The sequence below is a fragment of the Methanovulcanius yangii genome (genome assembly GCF_018687785.1).
GTDB lineage: Archaea > Halobacteriota > Methanomicrobia > Methanomicrobiales > Methanomicrobiaceae > Methanovulcanius > Methanovulcanius yangii.
This window is the reverse complement of the sequence record NZ_LTBL01000001.1, coordinates 1832773-1854377: the sequence shown is the minus strand read 5'-3', so window position 1 is coordinate 1854377 and position 21605 is coordinate 1832773. Positions and strand designations below refer to the sequence as shown.

The 21605-nt window shown below is 61.2% G+C and carries 21 protein-coding genes; 8 read left to right on the top strand and 13 right to left on the bottom strand.

Annotated elements, in window-relative coordinates; all coding sequences use genetic code 11:
- Nucleotides 1–10: 10 nt before the first annotated feature.
- Entirely contained in the window at nt 11–1003 is a 993-nt protein-coding gene (locus AZH53_RS09295) for an AAA family ATPase (RefSeq protein WP_319643241.1), read from the bottom strand.
- Nucleotides 1004–1224: 221 nt separating this feature from the next.
- Here AZH53_RS09295 and AZH53_RS09290 point away from each other — a divergent pair, with 221 nt between their 5' ends.
- Nucleotides 1225–4431 (top strand): PGF-pre-PGF domain-containing protein, encoded by a 3207-nt coding sequence (locus AZH53_RS09290; RefSeq protein ID WP_319643240.1) that lies wholly within the window; start codon nt 1225–1227, stop codon nt 4429–4431.
- Nucleotides 4432–4851: 420 nt separating this feature from the next.
- On the opposite strand, the gene AZH53_RS09285 is transcribed toward AZH53_RS09290, so the two are convergent.
- Nucleotides 4852–6372 (bottom strand): SLC13 family permease, encoded by a 1521-nt coding sequence (locus AZH53_RS09285; RefSeq protein WP_319643239.1) that lies wholly within the window; start codon nt 6370–6372, stop codon nt 4852–4854.
- Between the two features lie 433 nt (nt 6373–6805).
- Between AZH53_RS09285 and AZH53_RS09280 the strand changes: the two genes are divergently transcribed.
- From AZH53_RS09280 to AZH53_RS09255, 6 genes are all read left to right on the top strand, one after another.
- A complete protein-coding gene (locus AZH53_RS09280) occupies nt 6806–7492 on the top strand; it encodes an SAM-dependent methyltransferase (RefSeq protein ID WP_319643238.1) in 687 nt (228 codons plus the stop codon).
- 16 nt (nt 7493–7508) lie between these two features.
- Nucleotides 7509–9053 carry an MBL fold metallo-hydrolase gene (locus tag AZH53_RS09275; protein ID WP_319643237.1) on the top strand — a complete coding sequence of 515 codons (1545 nt, stop codon included), beginning with the start codon at nt 7509–7511 and terminating at the stop codon, nt 9051–9053.
- Nucleotides 9054–9106: 53 nt separating this feature from the next.
- The gene (locus AZH53_RS09270) at nt 9107–9718 is read left to right on the top strand and encodes a DUF2115 domain-containing protein (protein WP_319643236.1); all 612 of its coding nucleotides are present in this window, start codon (nt 9107–9109) and stop codon (nt 9716–9718) included.
- 95 nt (nt 9719–9813) lie between these two features.
- Nucleotides 9814–10215 (top strand): GerW family sporulation protein, encoded by a 402-nt coding sequence (locus AZH53_RS09265; protein WP_319643668.1) that lies wholly within the window; start codon nt 9814–9816, stop codon nt 10213–10215.
- A gap of 19 nt (nt 10216–10234) precedes the next feature.
- Nucleotides 10235–10915, top strand: a complete 681-nt coding sequence (locus AZH53_RS09260; protein ID WP_319643235.1) for a DUF2953 domain-containing protein — start codon at nt 10235–10237, stop codon at nt 10913–10915.
- Complete coding sequence (locus AZH53_RS09255; RefSeq protein WP_319643234.1) at nt 10912–11235, top strand: hypothetical protein; 324 nt, start codon at nt 10912–10914, stop codon at nt 11233–11235. The genes AZH53_RS09260 and AZH53_RS09255 overlap by 4 nt, the downstream gene beginning before the upstream one ends.
- Before the next feature lie 136 nt (nt 11236–11371).
- On the opposite strand, the gene AZH53_RS09250 is transcribed toward AZH53_RS09255, so the two are convergent.
- From AZH53_RS09250 to AZH53_RS09235, 4 genes are read right to left on the bottom strand one after another with little or no spacing between them, the layout of a single operon-like run.
- Nucleotides 11372–12532 carry an ABC transporter permease gene (locus AZH53_RS09250; RefSeq protein WP_319643233.1) on the bottom strand — a complete coding sequence of 387 codons (1161 nt, stop codon included), beginning with the start codon at nt 12530–12532 and terminating at the stop codon, nt 11372–11374.
- Complete coding sequence (locus AZH53_RS09245; protein WP_319643232.1) at nt 12529–13239, bottom strand: ABC transporter ATP-binding protein; 711 nt, start codon at nt 13237–13239, stop codon at nt 12529–12531. The genes AZH53_RS09250 and AZH53_RS09245 overlap by 4 nt, the downstream gene beginning before the upstream one ends.
- Nucleotides 13224–14375, bottom strand: coding sequence for a CARDB domain-containing protein (locus AZH53_RS09240; protein WP_319643231.1), 1152 nt, complete (start codon nt 14373–14375; stop codon nt 13224–13226). The genes AZH53_RS09245 and AZH53_RS09240 overlap by 16 nt, the downstream gene beginning before the upstream one ends.
- 4 nt (nt 14376–14379) lie before the next feature.
- Nucleotides 14380–15018, bottom strand: coding sequence for a YIP1 family protein (locus AZH53_RS09235; RefSeq protein WP_319643230.1), 639 nt, complete (start codon nt 15016–15018; stop codon nt 14380–14382).
- Between the two features lie 119 nt (nt 15019–15137).
- Between AZH53_RS09235 and AZH53_RS09230 the strand changes: the two genes are divergently transcribed.
- Nucleotides 15138–15296: a hypothetical protein gene (locus AZH53_RS09230; RefSeq protein ID WP_319643229.1), complete on the top strand. Its 159-nt coding sequence runs from the start codon at nt 15138–15140 to the stop codon at nt 15294–15296.
- A 140-nt stretch (nt 15297–15436) separates the two neighbouring features.
- On the opposite strand, the gene AZH53_RS09225 is transcribed toward AZH53_RS09230, so the two are convergent.
- The 7 genes from AZH53_RS09225 to ribH form a co-directional block, all read right to left on the bottom strand.
- Nucleotides 15437–15787: a DUF2703 domain-containing protein gene (locus AZH53_RS09225; RefSeq protein ID WP_319643228.1), complete on the bottom strand. Its 351-nt coding sequence runs from the start codon at nt 15785–15787 to the stop codon at nt 15437–15439.
- Nucleotides 15780–16202, bottom strand: coding sequence for an arsenate reductase ArsC (locus AZH53_RS09220; RefSeq protein ID WP_319643227.1), 423 nt, complete (start codon nt 16200–16202; stop codon nt 15780–15782). Before AZH53_RS09220 ends, AZH53_RS09225 begins: the two co-directional genes overlap by 8 nt.
- The gene (locus AZH53_RS09215; protein WP_319643226.1) at nt 16199–17113 is read right to left on the bottom strand and encodes a cation diffusion facilitator family transporter; all 915 of its coding nucleotides are present in this window, start codon (nt 17111–17113) and stop codon (nt 16199–16201) included. Before AZH53_RS09215 ends, AZH53_RS09220 begins: the two co-directional genes overlap by 4 nt.
- Nucleotides 17114–17133: 20 nt before the next feature.
- On the bottom strand, nt 17134–19476 hold the full coding sequence (locus AZH53_RS09210) for a PAS domain-containing protein (protein ID WP_319643225.1): 2343 nt from the start codon (nt 19474–19476) through the stop codon (nt 17134–17136).
- 116 nt (nt 19477–19592) lie between these two features.
- A complete protein-coding gene (locus AZH53_RS09205; RefSeq protein WP_319643224.1) occupies nt 19593–20006 on the bottom strand; it encodes an arsenate reductase ArsC in 414 nt (137 codons plus the stop codon).
- A 30-nt stretch (nt 20007–20036) separates the two neighbouring features.
- Nucleotides 20037–21173, bottom strand: coding sequence for a pyridoxal phosphate-dependent aminotransferase (locus AZH53_RS09200; protein ID WP_319643223.1), 1137 nt, complete (start codon nt 21171–21173; stop codon nt 20037–20039).
- The gene (gene ribH, locus AZH53_RS09195) at nt 21170–21577 is read right to left on the bottom strand and encodes a 6,7-dimethyl-8-ribityllumazine synthase (protein WP_319643222.1); all 408 of its coding nucleotides are present in this window, start codon (nt 21575–21577) and stop codon (nt 21170–21172) included. Before ribH ends, AZH53_RS09200 begins: the two co-directional genes overlap by 4 nt.
- Nucleotides 21578–21605 lie beyond the last annotated feature (28 nt).

The following is a 21605-nucleotide window of genomic DNA, read 5'->3' as shown; positions in this document are numbered from 1 at the left end:
ACACTCCTTCTTACGGCACCGGCACCCGTAAGAGCACCTCATCGATGATGGTATCGGGCGCGATGCCCTCCGCCTCTCCTTCGTAGGTGAGCATCAGGCGGTGACGGAGAGCATCCCTGGCGATGCCCTTGACATCATCCGGGATGACATACCCGCGGCCCGCACGGACGGCATTTGCCTTGGCGCCGAGGAGGAGAGATAGCGAGGCACGGGGCGATGCCCCGAAGGCGAGATACCCCCCGCTCTCCACCGCGTACTCCGCCGGATGGCGGGTCGCATCCACGAGCGAGGCGACATAGTGCATCACCTCGGCGTCGGCGTAGACCTCGCGGCAGAAGGCCTGCACCGCGGCCACGTCGGCGGCGCTCAATGCCGGTGACGGAAGGTGGACCTCGCCCCCCGTGAACCGCTCCAGTATGGCGATCTCTTCGTCGCGGGAGGGATAGGTCATCAGGGTCTTGAACATGAACCGGTCCACCTGCGCCTCGGGGAGGGGATAGGTCCCCTCCGATTCGATGGGATTCTGTGTCGCGAGCACGAAGAAGGGGTCGGGGAGAGGCCAGGTCTCCCCCTGGATGGTCACCTGCCGCTCCTGCATCGCCTCGAGGAGCGCCGACTGCACCTTCGGCGGGGCACGGTTGATCTCGTCTGCGAGGATGCAGTGGTGAAAGACCGGACCTTTCACCGTCGCAAAGGAGCAGGTGTCCTGCCGGAAGACCGTCGTTCCCGTGATATCAGCGGGGAGGAGGTCGGGGGTGAACTGGATGCGGGCAAACGAGCAGTCGATCGTCTGCGCAAGGGTGCGCACGAGAAGGGTCTTTGCGATGCCGGGAACCCCCTCGAGGAGGACGTGTCCGCCGGCCACGAGGGCGGTGAGGAGACGGTCGGCCGCTTCCTGCTGCCCGACCATCACCCGGGCAATCTCAGCTGCCGCTGCCGCGAGGGAGCGGGAGTACTCCCCCGCCTGGCGGTTCAGGACCTCAATCTGTTTGTCAGTTGTCATATCTGTGTCTCCGGACAGCCTCCCGGACCGGGACCGGGAGCCGTCAACTCTGTAAACTTATTTTAATTAACATTGTGAGGAAAACGCCAATTTATTAACAGCTTTTTCCTCCATATATTTCTAGATATGGTTTTCCCCAGAGGAACCTGATGCCCCACTGACAGGGACACCCGGCCATATCCCGCCTGTTCAAAATGAAGAAAGTAACTTTCGAGGAACCGATGATGAGACGAAATAATTACCCGCCGAACAGGAGCGGCACGGCCGTGCTCTGTGCCTTCTGCCTGTTCCTGTGCGTGATCATGATGAGCGGGGCGGCATCTGCCACCCCCGGACCGATCAACCCCTACAACAACACCTACGTGATGGTGGCAAACGACGCAGGGGCGAAGTACGATGACTATGGCGACAACACCTACCTGATCCAGTTCAAGGGGGCAACGAAGGGACTCAAATCCCTCCACATCAGCGATGCCTATGACAATCCCTCCGGGGAGTCAATGGTGACGGATGCCAAGAGCGGCACCTTCTTTGTCACCTCGACCGACGGGACCGGATATTACCAGGACAATCTGCTCCTCGTTGCCGTGAACGGGACCATTGCCGATGATTTCTCCCTTACGCTCAATGTTGCGGGGTACAACTGGACCGTCGAGGGGGCGCCCCTCTTCGAGAACCTGACCTACGAACCAAACGCCCTTGATGAGACCTTCACCGCAGGGGACTTCGGCTATGGCCCCCAGACATGGAAGCCGGCCGGGGCCGAGGACTATCCCCTTGTCGTGGGACAGGACATGTCCGATACGACGAACACCTTCCACCTTGCCCTCATCGATCTCAACGTCGGGGCGCTCAACGGCGCAAATGCGAATTATGAAAACTGCACCGACCTCGGCGCCATCCGTGTCGACTATGCAATCAGCGGCCTCGGCGCATCCTGTGCGTTCAATGCCTACGCCTACACCGCGGGTCTCGTCCAGTGGACCAACGATGTCACCGGCGACCAGACGACTCCGAGCGGCCTCCTCGTCATGCGGGAACTCCCCGGCCCCGTACCAGTTTCCGACACCTATGTGTGGGTCGCCAATGACGCCGGCGCCCGGTACGACATCTTCGACAACGGCACTTACCGCATCAAATTCAAGGGAGAGGACAAGGGCCTCAACTCGCTCCATCTCGCGCAGTCCGCCGACTCGGTGACCGGCGAACCCTCCGTCACCGATGCCCAGTCCGGGACGTTCTACGTGACATCATCCGCTGAAAAGGACTTCTGGGACGAGCTGGTGCTCATGGTCGCGGTGGGCGGCGATGTCCCGGCCGACTTTACGCTTGCCCTCAACGCCTCGGGATACGTCTGGACAGCAGCGACGGACGGCAGCCAGCCTGACCATTCATCTGCCACATACACCCCTGGAGCCCTCGACGAGTCCTTCGGCAAGGCCGATCTCTTCTACGGTCCGCAGTACTGGAAGCCGACCGGCAACGCGGACCCCTACCCCATCTACCACGGGCAGGACATGACCGATACGACGGACAACTTCTCGGTGATGTTCGTTGACCTGAACTGCGGCCTGCTGCACAACAGTACCCTTACCAACAACGGGTTTGTGCAGATCGACTATGCGTTCACGAACCTGCCGGAGACCGCGTCCTTCAACCTCTACGGATACTCGAACCAGACCGACGTCACCTGCTTCCAGTGGACGAACCGTCTCGACGACGAGTCCTCCACCACCCCCAGCGGATACATCGTGCAGACGACCGCCCCTGTGCCGGTGGGAATGGACATTCTTCCGGCATCGTGGGGGATGGGGGTCGGTGACACCGTCCAGTTCATCGCCCATCTCCTCGACAGCGGCGCAAACGCCATCGTGGGCGCCCTCATCGACTGGGAGTCCTCCGTTCCGGGAGTCGGATCCATCACCGCTGGCGGACTTTTAAACGCCCTCTCGGCAGGTACGACCGTTGTGACTGCTTCCTCCGGAGGATTTTCCGCAGAAGCCCCGGTCGCCGTCTCCCTGCACCCGATTGCCTACAACACTATCTTTGTCGAGGTCGCAAACGACGACGGCCCCCACTATGACGACTACGGCAACGGCACCTACTTCATCGGCGAGGACATCGGCTACAACTCGATGCATATCACGACCAACCTCTCCGAAGCCTCCGGCCAGGTGACCACGACCGAGGCAACTTCGGGCACCTTCTATCTGACCGACACCGGTGGAAAGGGCTACAAGGACGACGCCATCCTGATGATCGCGGTCAACGGGACCGTTCCGGCGGACTTTGCCCTGACCCTTGAGGCGGCAGGTTACCAGTGGACGCCGAATGTCATCGAAAACACCGCTCCGCCGGAGGGTGCCGTCACCTACAACGCCTCCGCCCTCGCGGAGACCTTCACCGTCGGGGACTTCATGTACGGTCCCCAGTACTGGAAACCTGCGGATGACGACAGTGCCCCCTACCCGATCTTCTACGGGCAGGACATGACCGATCTCACCAACACGTTCTCGGTGATGTTCGTCGACCTGAACTGTGGAATCCTCGGCAAGTACCCGGACCTAGAAAACGGCGGTGCCGTGCAGGTGGACTATTCCGTCACCGGGCTGGAGTCGCAGATGACCTTCAACCTCTACGGCTACTGCAAGAACCCGAACGCAGAGGACGGGAGCGACATCGTTCTCTGGACGAACAGCCTCGCCGAGGGATCGGCATCCGGCTACTCCGTCGTCACCCCCCTCCCTCCCACCCCAACTCCAACGCCGACACCCGTGACCCCGTCGGGCGGCGGCAGTTCCAGTACTGTTGCGGCCTCTTCCTACGGCATGACGGCAGGCGTTCCCGCCACTCTCGCAATGCCCGGCTCCTCCATCGTACATCAGATCGTGGTGACCCCGTCGGAGAATGTCAATAAGTTCCTGATCACCGTCAGGACCACCGGGCTGCCCTCATACATGGAGGGCCCGGATGCCGACGTCTGGAAATACCTGCTTTTCACCCTCTACGACGCCACCGATGACCAGATCGGAAGCGGAATCATCGAATTCACCGTGCCCGCCTCGTGGTTCACGGACCTCGGCTATACAGTGGATGATATCCGCCTGATGCGATATGTGGACGGCGTTTGGGTGGAGCTTCCGACCACCTGGGTCGGCACCACGGAAGATACCGCCACCTTCACTGCAGAGACTCCCGGATTCTCGTATTTCGCGATCGCTGCCATGAAGGCGGAAGTCCCGCCGCCAATAACCACCGGTGAGCCGACCACTGCACCCACCACGAGCCCGACGGCAACCGGTGCCACACCAACCGCCACCGGCACCGTGCCCGCCACCGAACCCACGGAGACACCCGCACCGGTGTTTGCAGCCCTTGGCGGACTGGGAGCGGCAGGACTTCTCCTTTCCCGGAGAGAGTCCAGATAATTCCGGAAACCATTATTTTTTTATTTTTCAACGCCCCTGACCGTTCTTTTCGGTGAGAAGCGATCACCCCTTCGAACCACCGGCGTCAACAGCTATTTCTTATCAGTGCCACCCTGCAGAATCGCAGGACCGCCCCCGCGGACAGGATACTGCTGACCACGGTTGAAAAGTGCATGTGAGCGACCTCTTGTCGATACAACGGGCCCCATTCCGGAAAAACCATTCAGGAATCTGCCCTTTCTTTGTCGTGAATATCCCCGGAATCCCGCTCCTCATGTCCGGCTCATTGTTCCTCCCATGAAGCGGCATCAGGAGATGGGGAATGTGAGGATGGCCTGTTCAGGGTCCGGCATTGAATCGGCAATCACTCGGAAGAGAGGAGTTCTCACCCACGGGCGAGGGAAAAAAAGGAATGTGGTCCTACAACCCGAGATTGGGGGTGAGCGCCCAGTCGGGGATTGCAACCCCGAACCCGAGGACCCACATGAAGACCGTAAACATCATGACCGTCAGGATGCCGATGCCGATGAAGTTGAGGACCCAGCCGGTCTTGATCATATCCTGCATGCTGATGTAGCCGCTGCCGTAGGCGACGGCGTTCGGCGGGGTTGCCACCGGGAGCATGAACGCAAGCGAACAGGCGAAGGTCGCGGTCAGCATCAGAATCCACGGGTGAATCCCCATCGATATGGACGTGACCGCCATGATAGGAATCATCACGGACGCCATCGCGGTGTTCGACGTCACCTCGGTGAGAAGCGAGATGATGATGCCAACGATGAGGACCGCCACAACCACGGAGAGGGCATTGAAGACGGTGAAGTTGTCGATGATCACCTGCGCAAGTCCGGACGCGATGAAGGCCTTGGAGAGCGCGATACCGCCGCCGAAGAGGATGAGAATTCCCCACGGGATCTTCTTTGCCCACTCCCAGTTCATCGTGTAGACGCCGTTTGCCCGGTCCACCGGGAGGAGGAAGAGAAGGACGGCGCCTGCAATCGCGATCGTGGAGTCATGGACCATCGGGAGAAACGTGTTGATTCCCGGTATGATGAAGTCACCAATACTCTTCTCCGTGCGCATGATCCAGGCAAGTGCCGTCAGGACGAAGACAACAAGCGTCCACTTCTCGCCGGCGCCCATGGGCCCGAGCTCCTTCAGTCGCTGTTCGATGATCTCCCTTCCGTGCGAGATCTTCTTCGGCATGTGCCGGTACGGACCGTAGACGAGCCAAAGCCACGCAATTGGCAGGAAGACAACCACGAGCGGCAGACCGATCTTCAGCCAGGTGAAGAAGTCAATCGGAGGGACGCCGGGGAAGAGCGTCTCCATCTGTGCAAGGAATATCCCGTTGGGCGGTGTGCCGATGACGGTTGCAAGTCCGCCGATGGAGGCGGCATACGCAATCGAGATGACCATGCACTCGGCAAATTCCCGTTGGGTCTCCTCCATCTCCTCCAGCCGGACATCCGAGCGGGGGAGAATGGTCGCGATGATCGCAATGGCAATCGGGATCATCATCATCGCACAGGCGGTGTTTGAGATCCACATCGACAGAAACGCCGTCGCCACCATGAAGCCGAAGATGAGCATCCGTGAACTGGACCCCATCCTGCTCAGGATAGCGAGGGCAATACGTTCATGCAGCCCCCAACGCTGCATGGACATGGCAATGATGAAACCACCCATGAAGAGGAAGATTGTCTTGTCTGCATAGGGGGCCGCAGCGTCACCGGACGAGAGAACACCGAGCGCAGGGAAGAGGACCAGCGGCAGGAGCGCCGTTGCCTGAATGGGTATCGCCTCGGTGATCCACCAGATGACCATCAGTGCAGTCGACGCGGCAGTCGCCTGTACCGGGAAGAATGACGGGTCCGCCGGCCACAAGAGAATGGCGAGGAATACAACGATCCCGAGAATTCTTCCTATTGTTTTCTTCATATCAGAACTTTTTAGATAGTATTGATATAATAGGCTATCTTTTCGAAAATAAAGCTAAAATCAAGGTTTTTTTCGTTTTCGTCCTATGTTAGGGAACATATTTCCCGGCGGCGATTTTTCGGGGTTGAAAACGAATTTCATTGGCTAAATCAATTTCATTTCTGAAAAAAGGACTGAAATACGCCAAATTAGTGTGACGATCGATCTCGTCCGTATTCACTGAGTCCTGCATCGCCATACCGCTGTTTTTCCGCGTGTGCGCGGTTCCCGGCCGGGGAGTCGGCACAACGGGCACGGGAGGCACCCCGCGTGACAGTGATTTATGGGGTGATATTTCCATAAGTACATCCGGTTATCACATACCACCCGGAGTTGAAGACCTATCGACTATGATGCAGACCTCGTCTCGATCTCGCAGGGACCCCTCCTGCACATGAACCCTGTCAGCGATACGGCCCTCGTTGCCGCAGGAGAAGCGGCCGGCCTTGATGAGGCGACGACGGTGATCGATTTCGGATGCGGAAACGGCACCGCCCTCATCCTCTTTGCCGGGGTCTTCGGGGCGTCCTGCACCGGCGTCGAGGCACGGCCCGATGCATGCGACACCGCAAGGGCGGCGGCAGCGGAGGCGGGGTGCGGGGACGGCATCACCATCATCTGTGCCGATGCCGCCGCCTACACCTCCCCGGCCACGGCGGACTGCGCCGTCGCACTCGGGGCTTCCCAGATATGGGGAGGCGTCCCCGAGGCGGTCACGGCACTCGCCGCTGCCACGGGTGGTACGGGACAGATACTCTTCGGGGAGCGGTACTGGAAATCGACGGCGGTGCCCCCGGAGTTTGCGCGGGAATGGCCGGAGATCCGGAGTGAATATGAAATTCTCACCGCCTGCCGGGACGAGGGCTATGATCTCGCATGGGTGTGGCACGCCCCTGTGGAGGAATGGGACCGGTATGAAGCGGGCATCTGGCGAAACTGCCTTGCATGGGTACGCTCCCACCCCGGCGATCCCCGCCGGGAGGACATCCTCGACTACGTCCGCACCATCCAGGAGGAGTACCTCGCCTACGGGCGCGAACATATCGGATGGGGGCTCTACCTCCTCACCCCGTCCCCATAGACCAAGGAATCATACCATGAACAGGCATTCATTCATCGCACAGGTTCCCACCAGCCCCGGTTCGCTCCAGCGCGGGGTCGCGATCATCACCGAGCATCACGGAAACATCAACCGAATCCACTATGACCGGCAGATCGACCCGCACACGGTCTTTTTCGAGGTGACGGCAACCGGGGACGGATTTGCCCGAATCCGGGAGGAACTTGGCGCGATCGGGTATCTCCAGACCACGATCACCCCGCTTGCCACCCTCACCTTCCATGTCGGCCTCCCCCATGAACCGGGCGCACTGGACACTTTTCTCACCTATATCACCGGAGCAGGAGCGGCAATCGGGAGGATCGCCTTCGACGATACCGGGACCCACCCGGACCGCGTCACCGTCACCATCATCATCGAGAAGAGCGGCCCCGCAGACGAACTCCTCGGGGCACTGACGGCACGCTACCCCATCGAGGTGGTGGAGTACGACAAGACCGGCGAGCACCTCGACGATACCGTCTTCTATCTCCGGTTTGCGCAGAAGATGCGCACCCTCATCGACAGGGACGACGACGATTTCCTCCTCACCTTCATGGCGGACATCAACCACACCGTCCATGAGCTGACGAACCTTGGGGAAGACCCGAAGAAGGTGTTCAAAAATGTCCTCGAGGCGGGGGAATATATCCGGGAGACCTGCGGTGACGGGTTCTACGCGGATGTGCAGATCTTCGAGGCTTCCGAAGAGGTCACGGTCTTCGCGTTCCAGCTGCCGGGCGGCGGCAACATCTACCTCTTCCGGACGCTCGATGAACTGGTGATGCTTGACACCGGCTACGCCGTCTACTATCCTGACGTGATGCAGATGCTTCCGGTCTATGGTCTCAACCTCCACGAAGGGCTCTCAAGGATCATCGTCAGCCACGGGGATGCGGACCACTGCGGAGCGGGCGGCTTCTTCGACGTCCCCGCCCTGATGCACCCGGCGACCCTCGAGGTGATCCGTTCGGGCAACCGTGCCTGGGGCTCGGTGAACGAGGACCTCATCCTCGAGGAGGTCTATACGACGATGATCGCCCTCTACTCCCGCTGGAACCCCTCCGCAGAGGAGAACATCACCCTCCTCCCCGAAGAGAGCGATATGAAGCGCTCCATCTTCCCTGTCCTCGGGACGACCACAATCGGGGATCTCACCTTCGAAGTCCTCCTGTCCCTCGGCGGCCACCAGGTCGGGCAGACGATACTCTGGTGCCCGGAGAAGGGATACCTCTTCCCGGCTGACAGCCTGATGAACTTCGCAAGCCTCACCCCCGACCGCCGCCGGTACAACTCCTATGCCGACTATCTCGTCACCTCGGTGAACGTGGACTCCAATCTCGCCCGCACCGAAAGAAAAGCGCTCTTTGCGATGGCGGAGGAGTACGAACGCGAGAGCGGTGAGCCCTGTACAATCTTCGGCGGCCACGGGGCGATCTCCTTCTATGCGACCGGCACGATGGAGATCGCAGGGGAGGTGGAGCACTACACCCACATGGACGGCAGGGGTGCTCCCATACGCACCCCTCCCGAGGAGCGCTAGGAGCGGACCGCGGTGATGCCGACAGGGCAGGACCCGGAGGAGAGGGGACGGACATGATGGGATTGGGAGCAGCAGACGAGGAGATCCCCCGCATCGCAGGAGAGATGCGCCGCCTTGAGACGAAGGGCGGGCTCGGCGCCTTTCTCGCCGAACTTGCCGGGCGATACTCCATGTTCGACCTTCAGGTGATCGCGGGGGGGCTGCGCCATGACATCGACCTCCTCCCGATGCCCTACCGGGAGGCGTTTCGCCCCTACGCCGAGGAGTGGTTCTGGGGCCGGTATCACCGACTCCTGAAGATGGCGCGGGACGGCTCGTTTCACGGCGCCGCAGTGCAGCAGGGGATCACCGACCCGGCGACCTTTCATGCCTTCTGCGACATGCTCCCCGACGGCTGCCTGCGGGAGAACGACGAGGGAGAGATCGGCTGGAGGGCGAACCCCGCCATGGCCCCCTGGTATCAGCTCTTCTACTACCTTCTCTGCGCCTTCGGGATGTACGTCCTCGACGAACCGGGCCACCCCGTCGGCACCCCGTTCCCCGGCGGGTTCGAGGTCTATTACAAGGACGGCAACTACTATTGCGCCATCCGGGACAAGGAGGAGGAGATCATCCATTCGATCTGCAACTTCTGCCCGGCCCGTCAGGATCCGGCGAACCTCTGATAACGAGCATCTTCGCTGAGGTCCGCGAAGACCGGACTGTTCCCACGCTCAATAATCTTTATACCCCTTCATGCCGATGTCGAGAAGTGATATCCATGGAAGGAGACGAACTGTTCAAATATGCGGTCGATGAACTCGACCATCTCATCAATGCCAACACCGTGATGGGGGACCCCATCGAGTCGGAGGACAAGCTGATCATCCCCGTCGCCTCGTTCGGGTTCGGCTTCGGCGGCGGCACGGGGGCAAACGAGAAGGGGGCCGGCGGGTCCGGCGTCGGGGCAGGGGGCGGCATCACCCCGGTGGCGCTCGTCGTCATCCAGAAGGGGGCCACCGGATTCGACAGCGTCCGCGTCCTCTCGCTCAAGCGCGGCGGGGTCATCTCCGAGGTCATCGCGACCATCGGGGAGAGCATCCTTCCGCAGGTCACCGAGGCGATCGCGGCGATGAAGGAGAAGAAGGCAGAGGAAGGCGAAGGATCAGCACAGGAAGCATAACCCCTCCCACATTTTTTCCATGCCCTCCGTTCTCCTGACCATCCTTGGCCTGCTCCTTGCAGCTGCAGCACTCCTCCTCGTTCTCCTGTGGGCGGTCCCCGTCCGGGCGGGGGGGAGATGGTCCTGCAGCGATGAGAAGGGCCTCTCGGCCGCGGTGTACGGGGGATGGGGGGCGCTCTTCGTGAGCGTCGAATTCGTCCGTGAACGGACCGCACGGGTGACGCTCTTCGGCCGGACGGTGAAGGAACTGCCGTTGCCGGAACGGGCGGAGGAGGCAGCCCCGAAGACCCCGGCCGGGGAGACCGGAGCGGAGCCGGAACCCCCCGCAGGGGAAGAGGGTGGTTTTCAGGTCGATGAGGTGACGGCGCTCGCCCGGCAGGGGATCTCCCTCTGGCCGCAGGTGAGCCCCCATCTTCTCGCGATGCTCCGGCAGGTCTCCTTCGGGCACCTGACGTCTGAATGCCGGTTCGGACTGGGGGATGCGGCAGCGACCGGCCAGGCCTTCGGAGCGTTCGCCGCAATCCGGGGGGTGCTTGCCGTCTGCGCACGCATCGACCTTAAGGCGGAACCCGTCTTCACGGACCGTCTCCTCGAGGGGGAGGGGGAGGGCGAACTCGTGATACGCCACCCGGCGGCTCTCCTCCCCCCAACCGTCCGCCTGATCATGATCAAGGACCTCAGGGAGATGATGAAACAGTGAGGGAGAGATGCGCTTCAGCCGGGAAGGGGATGCTCCCTGCGACCACCATCACCGCCGGGCCGGTCCGCCGCCACGGCCGCCTCGTCATCATCCCGGTCGCTCGGACGGTCCGCTGGAGCGTCCCCCCCGGCTATGGGGCATCATCGGAGCCTCTCGGCCTCCTCCTCATTGAGGAGGGGGAGGGGGAGATGAGGATACTCCCCTTTGCCGAGACCTCGTCGTGGTGGGAGGCGTTCTGCACCTGCCACCCCGCCTTTGCCGGCATCGTGCCGGAGACCCCGTCAGCGAATGAGGGGACACCGGCGGGAGCGGACGCCTGATACCCGGTCTCAGCAAACAATCATCAGACCAGATACCGGAAAGATTTCTGAAACAGAGTCCTGATTTTTCCTGCCTTCCTGTCCTGAACGGACGAAATGAGGAACCGGATTTTTTTTTAAAAAAAAGGAGGAGAAGCTACTCGTACCTGAGCGCCTCTATCGGGTTGAGATTGGCGGCCTTCCACGCAGGGTAGAGCCCCGAGAGGAGGGTGACGGCGAGGCCGATGCCGATGGCATATGGGATGTAGACGAGGGTCGACGGGTAGAAGAGGTACTCCGTCGTCTGGAGCATGATGATCGAGACAAGATACCCGCCGGCAAAGGAGAGGATGCCGCCGATGCCCGCCCCCACGCCGCCCAGAATGAGCGACTCGTAAATGAACATGCGCAGCACCTCGCCCCGTTTCGTCCCGATGGAGCGGATGATGCCGATCTCCTTGATCCGCTCGGTGACCGACATCATCTGGACGTTGAAGATGGAGACGCCCGCCACGAGGAGCGATATTCCGCCGATCGCGGTCGTGAAGAGTGCTATCTGGTTGAATGCCTCGGTGATGACCTCGAGGATCGCCCGTGAATCGTAGACCGTCACCACATCATCACCGCGCCGGTTCAGGGTCCGGTCGATGGCGTCCTTCACATCGTCGATGTCATTGATGTCGCGGACCTTGACGATCACCATGTCATAATCCTCCTGTTCGTACATCTGCGAGTAGAACCGGTCGGAGACGATGAGGGCGAAGTCCGGGTTGATGTCGAATCCCATCCCCTGCTCCTCGAGGATGCCGACGACGCGGACGGTCTCCTCGCCGAGGGTGAGGCGGCTGCCGGGCTTCAGGTCGTTCTCCTCGGCAAAGGTGGCCCCTGCAAGGGCTCCGCCCGTCGTCCGCGGATAGACACCGTCGGCGATGTCGACGAGGATGGGCATCTCCTCCGGTGAGATGCCGTAGACCGCCACCACGCCCTTGTCTCCGCCTATCTCATACCGATCGGCCCCCGAATAGAGGGGGACGACGTCGTTCGGGGCGGCCACCCGGCGGATCTGCTGGACCTGCCGGTCGGTGATCAGTTCATTCGCCGTCGTCGGACCTCCCATACCCCCGCCCCCGATGGAGGGGACGACCGTCACCGAGTCGCCGACCGACGAGAGGGATTCGGTGACCGAGAGGGTGAGGGAGTTGCCCAACATGCCCATCGACGCGATGGCAATCACGCCGATGACGATCCCCGTGACCGCAAGGAGCGACCGGAGCCAGTTGAGCCGGATATTGCGCCGGGAGAGCTCGAAGAATATCATACGATCCTCCCGTCGACGATGGTGATCGTCCGGCTGGCATAGGTGGCCACATCGGGGTCGTGCGTGACCATGATGACGGTCTTGCCCGAGGCGTTCACCTCTTTGAGGAGATCCATGATCAGCTCCCCGGTCTTCGTGTCGAGGTTGCCCGTCGGCTCGTCGCAGAGGAGGATTGCAGGGTCGTTGATGAGCGCCCGTGCGATGGCGACCCGCTGCTGCTGGCCGCCGGAGAGCTCCTTGGGCTTGTGGGCGAGCATCGACTCGGTCAGCCCGATGCGCAGAAGGAGATCGTGCGCCTTGGGGCTCTTTTTGATGCTCCGCCGGGTCTTGAGGATCATCGGGTATTCCACGTTCTCGAAGACGTTGAGGAGCGGGATGAGGTTGAACTGCTGGAAGATGAAGCCGATGCGGTCCCGCCGCAGTTCGGTCAGCTCATCGTCGGAGAGCCCGCTCGTATCCCGCCCGTCGATGAAGAGGCGGCCGTGGGTCGGGACGTCCAGCGATCCGATGAGATTGAGGAGCGTCGACTTTCCGGAACCCGACGGCCCCATGATCGCAATGAACTCCCCCGGCATCACGGACAGGCTCACCTCGTCAAGGGCCACCACATCGCCGAAGGGGAGGGAGTAGACCTTGGTGACTCCCTCCAGCCGGATGACCGGTTCCGCCCCGTTGCCGGGACCTGCCGGGCCTATCGCTTCTTCCATGAGTAGAATATGATGCCGCCCACGACGGCGACGATCACGATGACAAGGCCGATCCAGAGAACCGGCATCCCGGAGTCGGCGACCGGCCGGGAATCGCTCACCTTGGCACCGGTCGTCAGGAGGATCTCGTCCTCGTAGATATTGCCGTCCACATCCTTGTAGATGGCGACGAGCGGCACCTCCTCGCCGGGTTCTGCATCGAAGGTCACCTCGAACCCGGCGAAGTCGTCAGGCTCAAGGGCGCCGACCACGTAGGAGCGGTAGGGATCGACGGGGATGCCGGGCTCCGCAACGGTGATGACGACCGATTTTGCATCCTCGAGGCCCGCGTTCGTTACATCCCCGGTGACCATGTACGAGGTGCCGGAGGATTCGACGACGATGTTGTTCAGGACGATCTCCGCCCGTTTCTTGTCCTCGCCGAAGACGACGGGGACATCCACGAGGGTCTGGTGGTCATTGATCCCGTTTCGGTAGTTGACGGCGAACGTCATCACCGTCTCCTCCGATGGGGTCGCCTCGAAGGTCACTTCCGCCGCCTGGTCGGGGACGAGGGTGCCGATGAAGGAGGCCGTCTGGACGGTGGTGTACCCGTTTTTGATCGGGACCACTTCCACGGCATTCACCGTATTCTCGCGGGGATTGCCGACGAGGATGGTGATCTCCTCCTTCTTGCCCGGCGAGAAGACATCCGGCTTCGACATGACCGACGCCGTCAGGCCGGTGGAGTCGACGGTCACGGGGATGCGATAGCGCAGGCTGCCGGCATCGCGGAGATCCACGTAGAAGAACGGGTAGTAGATGCCGTCCAATGTGTCCGCGACGACCGTGAAGGTGAAGGCGAGACTGTTGCCCGCCCCGATGGTCCCCACGGAGTCGTAGTTTCCGTCATCATAGACCGAGAGGTCGTTGGAGTAGAGCTTGACGCGCGAGATCGCAACCGGCGTTGTGCCCGTGTTCGTCACTGTAACCTTGATCGTACCGGTGTCGCCGTAGATGAAGACGGCGGGGTCGACCTCATAGGCGGTGACCGCAAGCTGCGAGGCCTCCTCGGCGGGAGTGAGCTGCGCCGCTGCAGGCCCGGTCAGGAGGCCGAGGAGGATCACCGCACACAGAAGATACACATATCCCTTCATGACGTCACCCGATGAACTGCCAGAGAGTAAAGGCCACGGAGACCGCGACCGGGATGAGAACGGCGATTGCCGCATCCTTTGCCCCGATGCGCCGTGCCTCCATGAGCCCGAATATCCAGATATTGGCGCTCCAGACGAGGAAGACCATGCCGATGGCAGAGATGGCCATCAGTTCCGGTGCCGCCATCATCTCTTCGACGACCGCCTGTATCTGCAGGGGATCGGTCACCACCGGCACCGTGACGCCGGAGAAGTACCACCACGAGAAGACGGCACCGATGGCCCCGGAGATGATCTGCGGGGCAAGCCCGTAGCCGGCTACGGCAAGGGTGTTGGAAAAGCTCCCCTTCCCCCCACGAAGAGCGGATATCCCGTGGAAGACCGCCGCCCAGATGATCCACATCAGAAATGACATGATGAAGGCCGCAATGAACCCGATGGCGCTCATGACCGTCCCCATCCCGGCAAGGTCAGCAGGCATGAGCTGGGCGGTGACGGACGAGACCGTCATCGCGGTCACGCCGCTGAGAAGGGCCAGCACCACGACGATTGCAACAGGTATCTTCAGGTCAGGTTTCTCCCCGGTAAACATCCCGTCAAAGAAGGCACGGGGGTTTATGAGGAGATCACGATAGGTTCCCATAATACCAGCATATTTCGCACGGTTCATTTATAAGGACTCACCCCCGGATGGTGAAACGGAGACGCAAGCCTCTTCAGCGTGAAGGGAGAACACGGTGTCTGGTGAAGGTGTAGCGGCGGATGCGTGCCCCGCCCCGTCCACCGGTTGCCATGCCACGACTGTTTCCCAAGACCGACGATGAAGACTGGCTCCTCAGGTTCCTCTACCCTATTCTCATTGCTGCGGTGTTTCTCATCGCGTTCGTACTCATCACCTTCTCACCGGGGCCGGGAGGATAACCTCCGGGGCGGTCACCTGCTGCCCAATATGGCATTGGAGAGGAAGGATACGAAAGGCCGGGCAGGTATCCCGCCATATCGCCATACCGATGGCGTTCCCCCGGAGATGACGTGATGTTCGCACTATTCAAAAAAATGAGCTACAGCCCCGCCGCACGGCGGGCGGCAAGACGGAGGACCGATTCGGGGATGCCCTCATAGCGGCGCTGCCCCGTGCATTCCGCCTCCGACCCGTCGCAGGACCCGCAGAGGCTGCAGGTCTTCGGGACATAGATGGGGACGATCTCCTCGAAGGGGATGCCGTCCAGGAGGATGGCCATCGGGCCGTCCTCCTCTACGATCCGGCAGGCGACGTCCTGTGCTTCGAGCATGGCGGTGATGCCTGCAAAGGCCTCGGTGAGGGGGCGGCCGGTATCGGAACAGAGCACCGCAGGCGGCATGGGGCTCTCCGGGCGGCGCCAGGTGATGACAAGGGGGACGTTCTCAGTCATCCGCATCACCGAACGTCTCATCGACCCACGCGAAGACGAGGTCGCGCACCTCACGGAATCCCCGCATGATCTCGTCATCCGAGCCGTAGAACTGTGACGGATCGGGGAAGAGCATGTCCAGTACCCGGTCTGCCGGCGGGAGGAGGGGGCAGGTGTCCGCACAGTTGCAGAGGCGGGCGGCCACGGCGAAGCGCTCTGCCTTCAACCCGTCCAGCGGTTTGGGAGCATGCCCGTCCATCGGGATGCCTGCCTCGGCCATCACCCGCAGGGTGTACTCGTTCATCCGGCTGCTCGGTGAATTTCCGGCGGAGTATGCCTCGTACCGGTCGCCGTACCGGGCGTTGAGATACGCCTCGGCCATCTGCGAGCGGCCGGCATTGTGGTTGCAGACAAACAGGACCTTTTGCTTCGTCATTTCGCCTCTTTATCAGGGGTTTCTCCGGAGGCGGTATTATCCTTTGTTTCAGTACCCCTCGCGGGGTCGATGTGGACGACGACGTCGACCATTCCCTCGATATCATCCTTTATCCCGTCCCTGACCGCATTGCCAATCCTGTGGGCATCCCTGACGGTGATCTCCGGGTCGACGACGATATGCAGGTCACAGAACATCTCGCTCGCCTTCCCCCGGCACCGGAAGTCATGATACCCGAGGACACCGGGGATGCGGCGGACGACCCCGGCCACCTGCTCCTCGATATGGACATCCGAGGTGTCGATGAGGACGAGCACCGCGTCCCTGAGCACTTCGATACCCATCTTTGCGATGAGGAGACCGATGAGGACCGCCACCGCCGCATCCCCGAGCTGAAAGCCCGCCGCGACGAGAGCGAATCCGCCAAGGACCGAGAAGGAGACGAAGACATCCGAGAGCGTGTGCTTTGCATCGGCGAGGAGGAACTCACTGTTCTCCTCGACCCCAACTTTGCGCTCGTACCGGTTGACGCCGATATTGATGAGAATCGTTATCACCATCACCCCGACCATCACGGGGGTGATCGTAAGATACGTATCCTCCAGTGCCCGCATGAGCGCCTCGCGGACGACCTCGATGGAGGTGAAGACAAGAAGTCCCCCGACGACGAGCGTCCCCATCGTCTCCACCTTCCCGTGACCGTACGGGTGTTTCCGGTCCGGCGGGAGGGAGGCGAAGCGTATGGATATGAGGCCGACAATATTCGAGACCGAATCAAAAAGCGAGTGGAAGGCATCTGCGATCATGCCCACGGACCCCGTCAAAAATCCCGTCACGCCCTTGAGGACGGCGACGATGATATTGAGAATGAGGGTTACGACGAGGGTCCGGGTTACTCTGCTGCTGTCCATGTCTGCCCCTGCTTCGTTAATTAGGCATCCAGCATCCCATAATGTTTTCTTAAAAATTCCCGGATTTTTTCGGATTCCAGGTACCCGATATCGAGACGGCGGATGATCGCATCGATCTCTTTTACATGCTTGTAAATGAGGTCATAATGTTCGATTCCGTCCAGTTCGCATATGCCGAGAATCCCCTGCAGCGGATTTCTAATGTGATCGTTGAGGATGGCAAACTGCTCCATGTTCCGCTCGATCTGCTCGAATGCCTCTCTTTTTAGAATTTCAAGCTCATGTACCGCGGTGATGTCGCGCATCAGGACCGCCACCTCTACCACCGTCCCGTTTCTGATGACCGGCACCCGGTTGACCGCCATGATCCAGTGGATCTCACCGAGACTGACCTCTTCGACCGTATCGAGCGGTTCGGCAAGGGCAAAGACCTGTTCGATTCTCGTGCATTCCTTCGTCGTACTGAACGGAAGGACATCCGTGATCGTCCGGCCGGTGATCTCCCCCCTGTGTCCCAAATTTTCCAGCCACCGGGTAAAGGCACGATTGCTGACCCGGACCCGCAGTTCCCGGTCGACCACAAAGACCAATTCGGCGAGGGCGTCGATCGTCCGGCGGTACTGCTTCTCCGAATCCTCGAGAGCCCGGCGGGCCTGCTCGACCTCGGTCATGTCCTCGGCGAGGGACATCACATACTGCTCGCCATCACGCGGATCGGTAAAGGGGTTGTGGAACCAGTTGAGGTTGACCCTCTGACCGGTGGCGGTACCGCACAGTGACCGGACCACACCGGGACGCTGGAACCAGGCAATCTCTGCAAGGGCATCGTAAATGGCGTCGGCGACCCGCACCGGAATGACCTCACCGAGCATCTTTCCCACGATCTCCTCCGGCTGCCACCCGAGGATCTTCGCCATCGAGTGGTTCCAGTCGGCAACCTGTACGCCATCCGCTGTCAGGTGGAAGAGCGCCATCCCCAGGGGGGTGTTTCTGAGGGAGGCGGAGAGAAGAGAGGTGGTATACTGCACCTCGAGTTCGGCCCTCTGCGCCCGCTCCATCGCAGAGATGTCCCTGACGACCGCCATGGCGCCGACGGATTTGTCGTCACGAAAGATGGGGCCCGAGTTCAGCTCGACCAGGATTTCCGAGCCGTCAGGACGTCTGTAGGGAAACCGAATCCCCTCGAAGACCTCTCCCGCAACGATCTTTGCGAATATCTGCTCCGCCCTTCCCTGCCGGTCGGGGGGAAAGAGGGCGATGCAGTTCGCCCCGAGGATCTTCGTCATGGGAATGCCGAGGATACGCTCCGACGAGGGTGAGGCGTAGGTGATCGTCCCGCCGATGTCACTCGAGATGATCCCATCGAAACTGCCGTCGGTCACCATTCGGAGCTGTTCACGCGATTCACGCAGGGCCCGCTCGGAACGGCGGGCATCGGTGACATCGAGAGCGGTCCAGCTCAGCCAGGTAAACGATCCATCATCCCCATAGCCGAGGGAGGCACGCCATGCAAGACAGATACGATCCCCGTCGGCACTGGTGAAGCACTGCTCGCCTTCGAGATCCCTCTCTCCCTCACGGATCGCCCGCTGCAGGTGCTCCTTTCGACCGGTATCGTCATTCTCTTCATAGGCGATGAGGTCGGCAAAACTGCTCCCGACGAGCTCCTCCTCGCCCCACCCGAGCCGTTCGACCGCATGGCGGTTGGCGTAGCGTATGATGAGATTCTCGTCGGTCTGGAGGATGATCGCGCTCGCGTGGTCCGCCAGGGTGCGGTACTTCTTCTCCGCCAGGATGAGTTGCGATTCGGCCTCCAGACGCTGAAGGGAGACGGAAACCATCCGGGCAAAGGCCTTGAGCACGGTCGGTTCGGGGAGACATGCCCCTCTCGGACAGATGATGGGAGCGGCCCCGTACAGTCTGCCTTTCCAGACAAAGGAGATGATACGAATGGTCCCGATGTCGAGCACCCGGTCGAATTTTTTGCAGAGCCCGGCGGGAATGAAATGATTGGTAACGCTTGCAAGACTGGGGGGCACCGTGATCACGGTCTCCTTCTTCAGGGCGTTGATGCGTTCCTGCGGAAGACTGACGACCGCGGTCAGGCCCTCCATGCCAAGGTCACCAAGAAACTTCTGGATCACTTCCGGATTGCCGCCGAGTGCCTGAAGCGAGAGAAGGCGCTTCTCCTCCTCGATGCGGGAGACCATCACGTAACAGCCGGGGCAGAGGGTGGTGACGGCATCGGCAATGAGGTCATAAATGCCTTCCCCGGCGGGGGCTTCGAGAAATGAAGTGGCGATGTCCGAGAAGAGGGCCATCCCATCGGGTGTTCCCGAATGCCATGATATTGTATCGCTCACCTGATTCCCCCGGACGTGGCTAATGACACGTTCAAAAGTCTTTTAATAATTTCAAAAAGGACTTCTTGAACTTCGCGATAGTGACACGAAAAATGGGCCGATAAAATCCCCAAATATTAGTTTATATTCGCATCTATCCATTTTTTAACGTCTTTCATGTTTTTTCGATACCCATCAAGCCCATCCTTTCCCAAAACTGCCGGAACAGGGATATCTGCGGTAATATACTCCGTCGCGTCGGGAAGCGCGTAACACGCCTCGCGCACGGAGGGGGACATGAAGACCACGAGGTCATAGGGGCCGGAGCAGGAGCCGACGGACCGTGAGCGGTGGCCGGAGATGTCGATGCCCGCCTCCGCCAGCACGGCGACGACGCCGGGGTCGACCCCGGAGGGGTAGACGCCCGCACTCTCCGCCGACCATACCCCGTCCCCGCGGGCGTTGAGAAGCCCCTCTGCCATGGGGGAGCGAATCGAGTTGTAGGTGCAGACGAAGAGGACCTTTTTGGCGTGTTTCGGCGGTCGTGACATTGCATGGCCTCCTGAAAAAAAGTATGAATGTTAGCCGTCGAGCGCACGGATGCGTCCGAGGGCCTCGTCAAGCCGTTCCATCGAGGCGGCGTACGAGAGGCGCAGCCATCCGGGGGTTCCGAAGGCGGTGCCCGGGGTGACGGCGACGTGGGCCTCATCGAGCCACCGGGAGGCGACGGCCATGTCGTCGCCCTCGACCTTCACGTAGGCGTAGAAGGCGCCGTCTGCAGGGGCCGCGTGCAGGCCCATGCCCGCAAGCGTCTCCATCACGAAGCGGCGGCGGCGGTCGAACTCGCGGCGCATCTCCTCCACGGGAGTCTGGTCGCCGGTGAGGGCGGCAAGGGCGCCGAACATCGCGAAGGTTGCCGTGTGGCTCATCGTGTGCTGCTGGACCTTGATCATCTGTCTGATGATCGCATCCGGTCCTGCGGCATAGCCGACCCGCCAGCCGGTCATCGCGTAGGCCTTCGAAAAGCCGTTGATGGTGACGGTCCGCTCGTGCATGTCGCCCATCGCGGCGATGGAGAGGTGCTCGCGGTCGTAGATGAGCTTCTCGTATATCTCGTCCGACATCACGATGAGGTCATGGTCCTCGGCGACGTCCTTGACGAGCCCGAGGGACGCCTTCGTCATCACGGCCCCGGAGGGGTTGGAGGGGCTGTTGATGACGATCATCTTCGACTTGTCGGTGACGGCCTCCAACAGCCGGTCGTCGGGCTGGAAGTCCTCCTCGCGGACCATGTAATGGACGGCGGTGGCGCCCGCGAGCTGGACGCAGGGCTCATAGCTCACCCACGAGGGGTCCATGAGGATCACCTCGTCGCCGGGGTTGAGGACGGCCTCGCAGGTCTCGTACACGGAGGACTTCGCCCCGCAGCCGACGACGACCTGACCGGCGGTGCAGGGGATGCCGTTTTCGGTCGCAAGCTTCTCCGCGATCGCCTGCCGAAGCGCCGGGATGCCGGGGGAGGGGGCGTAGTGCGTCTCCCCCCGCCGGAGGGCGTCGATGCAGGCCTCGGTGATATGGGCCGGGGTGTCGAAGTCCGGTTCGCCGATGGAAAGGGCGATCACATCGATGCCCCCGGCCCGCATTCTGGCTGCCCGGTCCGATATCTCGATCGTTGCCGAGGGGGCGATGGCCCCCACCTTTGCCGAGAGTGTCTTCATGCCAATCGCTGGACGAGTTTGACGGCGGATTCGACGGCACGGCGGGCGTAATCGATACGCTGGTGGGCCTCGAGGCGGGTCATGCCGGGACCGGAGATGCCGAGGGTGACCGGCTTGTTGTACTCGAGGGAGAGGTCGATGATCTTCCGGGATGCGTGCTGGACGACGATCTCGTCGTGCTGGGTGGCACCCTCGATCACGCAGCCGATGGTGACGACTGCATCCACGTTGCCGTTCATGAGCATCTTCTTGATCGCAAGCGGCATGTCGTAGGCGCCGGGGACGTAGATCTTCTCCGTCACGTCCGCACCGAGGAACTTTGCGTGCTCCTCGCCTTCGATCTCCATCATATAGGTCAGGTCACGGTTGAACTCCGCGACGACGAATCCGAGTTTTATTGCCATATCTGGGAATCTCCTCAAATCTGTTATC

Excerpts from the sequence above, each read along its gene's own strand:
- AZH53_RS09295 (WP_319643241.1), bottom strand. The coding sequence starts at position 1,003 with ATGACAACTGACAAACAGATTGAGGTCCTGAACCGCCAGGCGGGGGAG.
- AZH53_RS09290 (WP_319643240.1), top strand. The coding sequence starts at position 1,225 with ATGATGAGACGAAATAATTACCCGCCGAACAGGAGCGGCACGGCCGTG.
- AZH53_RS09285 (WP_319643239.1), bottom strand. The coding sequence starts at position 6,372 with ATGAAGAAAACAATAGGAAGAATTCTCGGGATCGTTGTATTCCTCGCC.
- AZH53_RS09280 (WP_319643238.1), top strand. The coding sequence starts at position 6,806 with ATGAACCCTGTCAGCGATACGGCCCTCGTTGCCGCAGGAGAAGCGGCC.
- AZH53_RS09275 (WP_319643237.1), top strand. The coding sequence starts at position 7,509 with ATGAACAGGCATTCATTCATCGCACAGGTTCCCACCAGCCCCGGTTCG.
- AZH53_RS09270 (WP_319643236.1), top strand. The coding sequence starts at position 9,107 with ATGATGGGATTGGGAGCAGCAGACGAGGAGATCCCCCGCATCGCAGGA.
- AZH53_RS09265 (WP_319643668.1), top strand. The coding sequence starts at position 9,814 with ATGGAAGGAGACGAACTGTTCAAATATGCGGTCGATGAACTCGACCAT.
- AZH53_RS09260 (WP_319643235.1), top strand. The coding sequence starts at position 10,235 with ATGCCCTCCGTTCTCCTGACCATCCTTGGCCTGCTCCTTGCAGCTGCA.
- AZH53_RS09250 (WP_319643233.1), bottom strand. The coding sequence starts at position 12,532 with ATGATATTCTTCGAGCTCTCCCGGCGCAATATCCGGCTCAACTGGCTC.
- AZH53_RS09245 (WP_319643232.1), bottom strand. The coding sequence starts at position 13,239 with ATGGAAGAAGCGATAGGCCCGGCAGGTCCCGGCAACGGGGCGGAACCG.
- AZH53_RS09240 (WP_319643231.1), bottom strand. The coding sequence starts at position 14,375 with ATGAAGGGATATGTGTATCTTCTGTGTGCGGTGATCCTCCTCGGCCTC.
- AZH53_RS09235 (WP_319643230.1), bottom strand. The coding sequence starts at position 15,018 with ATGGGAACCTATCGTGATCTCCTCATAAACCCCCGTGCCTTCTTTGAC.
- AZH53_RS09230 (WP_319643229.1), top strand. The coding sequence starts at position 15,138 with ATGCGTGCCCCGCCCCGTCCACCGGTTGCCATGCCACGACTGTTTCCC.
- AZH53_RS09225 (WP_319643228.1), bottom strand. The coding sequence starts at position 15,787 with ATGACTGAGAACGTCCCCCTTGTCATCACCTGGCGCCGCCCGGAGAGC.
- AZH53_RS09220 (WP_319643227.1), bottom strand. The coding sequence starts at position 16,202 with ATGACGAAGCAAAAGGTCCTGTTTGTCTGCAACCACAATGCCGGCCGC.
- AZH53_RS09215 (WP_319643226.1), bottom strand. The coding sequence starts at position 17,113 with ATGGACAGCAGCAGAGTAACCCGGACCCTCGTCGTAACCCTCATTCTC.
- AZH53_RS09205 (WP_319643224.1), bottom strand. The coding sequence starts at position 20,006 with ATGTCACGACCGCCGAAACACGCCAAAAAGGTCCTCTTCGTCTGCACC.
- AZH53_RS09200 (WP_319643223.1), bottom strand. The coding sequence starts at position 21,173 with ATGAAGACACTCTCGGCAAAGGTGGGGGCCATCGCCCCCTCGGCAACG.
- ribH (WP_319643222.1), bottom strand. The coding sequence starts at position 21,577 with ATGGCAATAAAACTCGGATTCGTCGTCGCGGAGTTCAACCGTGACCTG.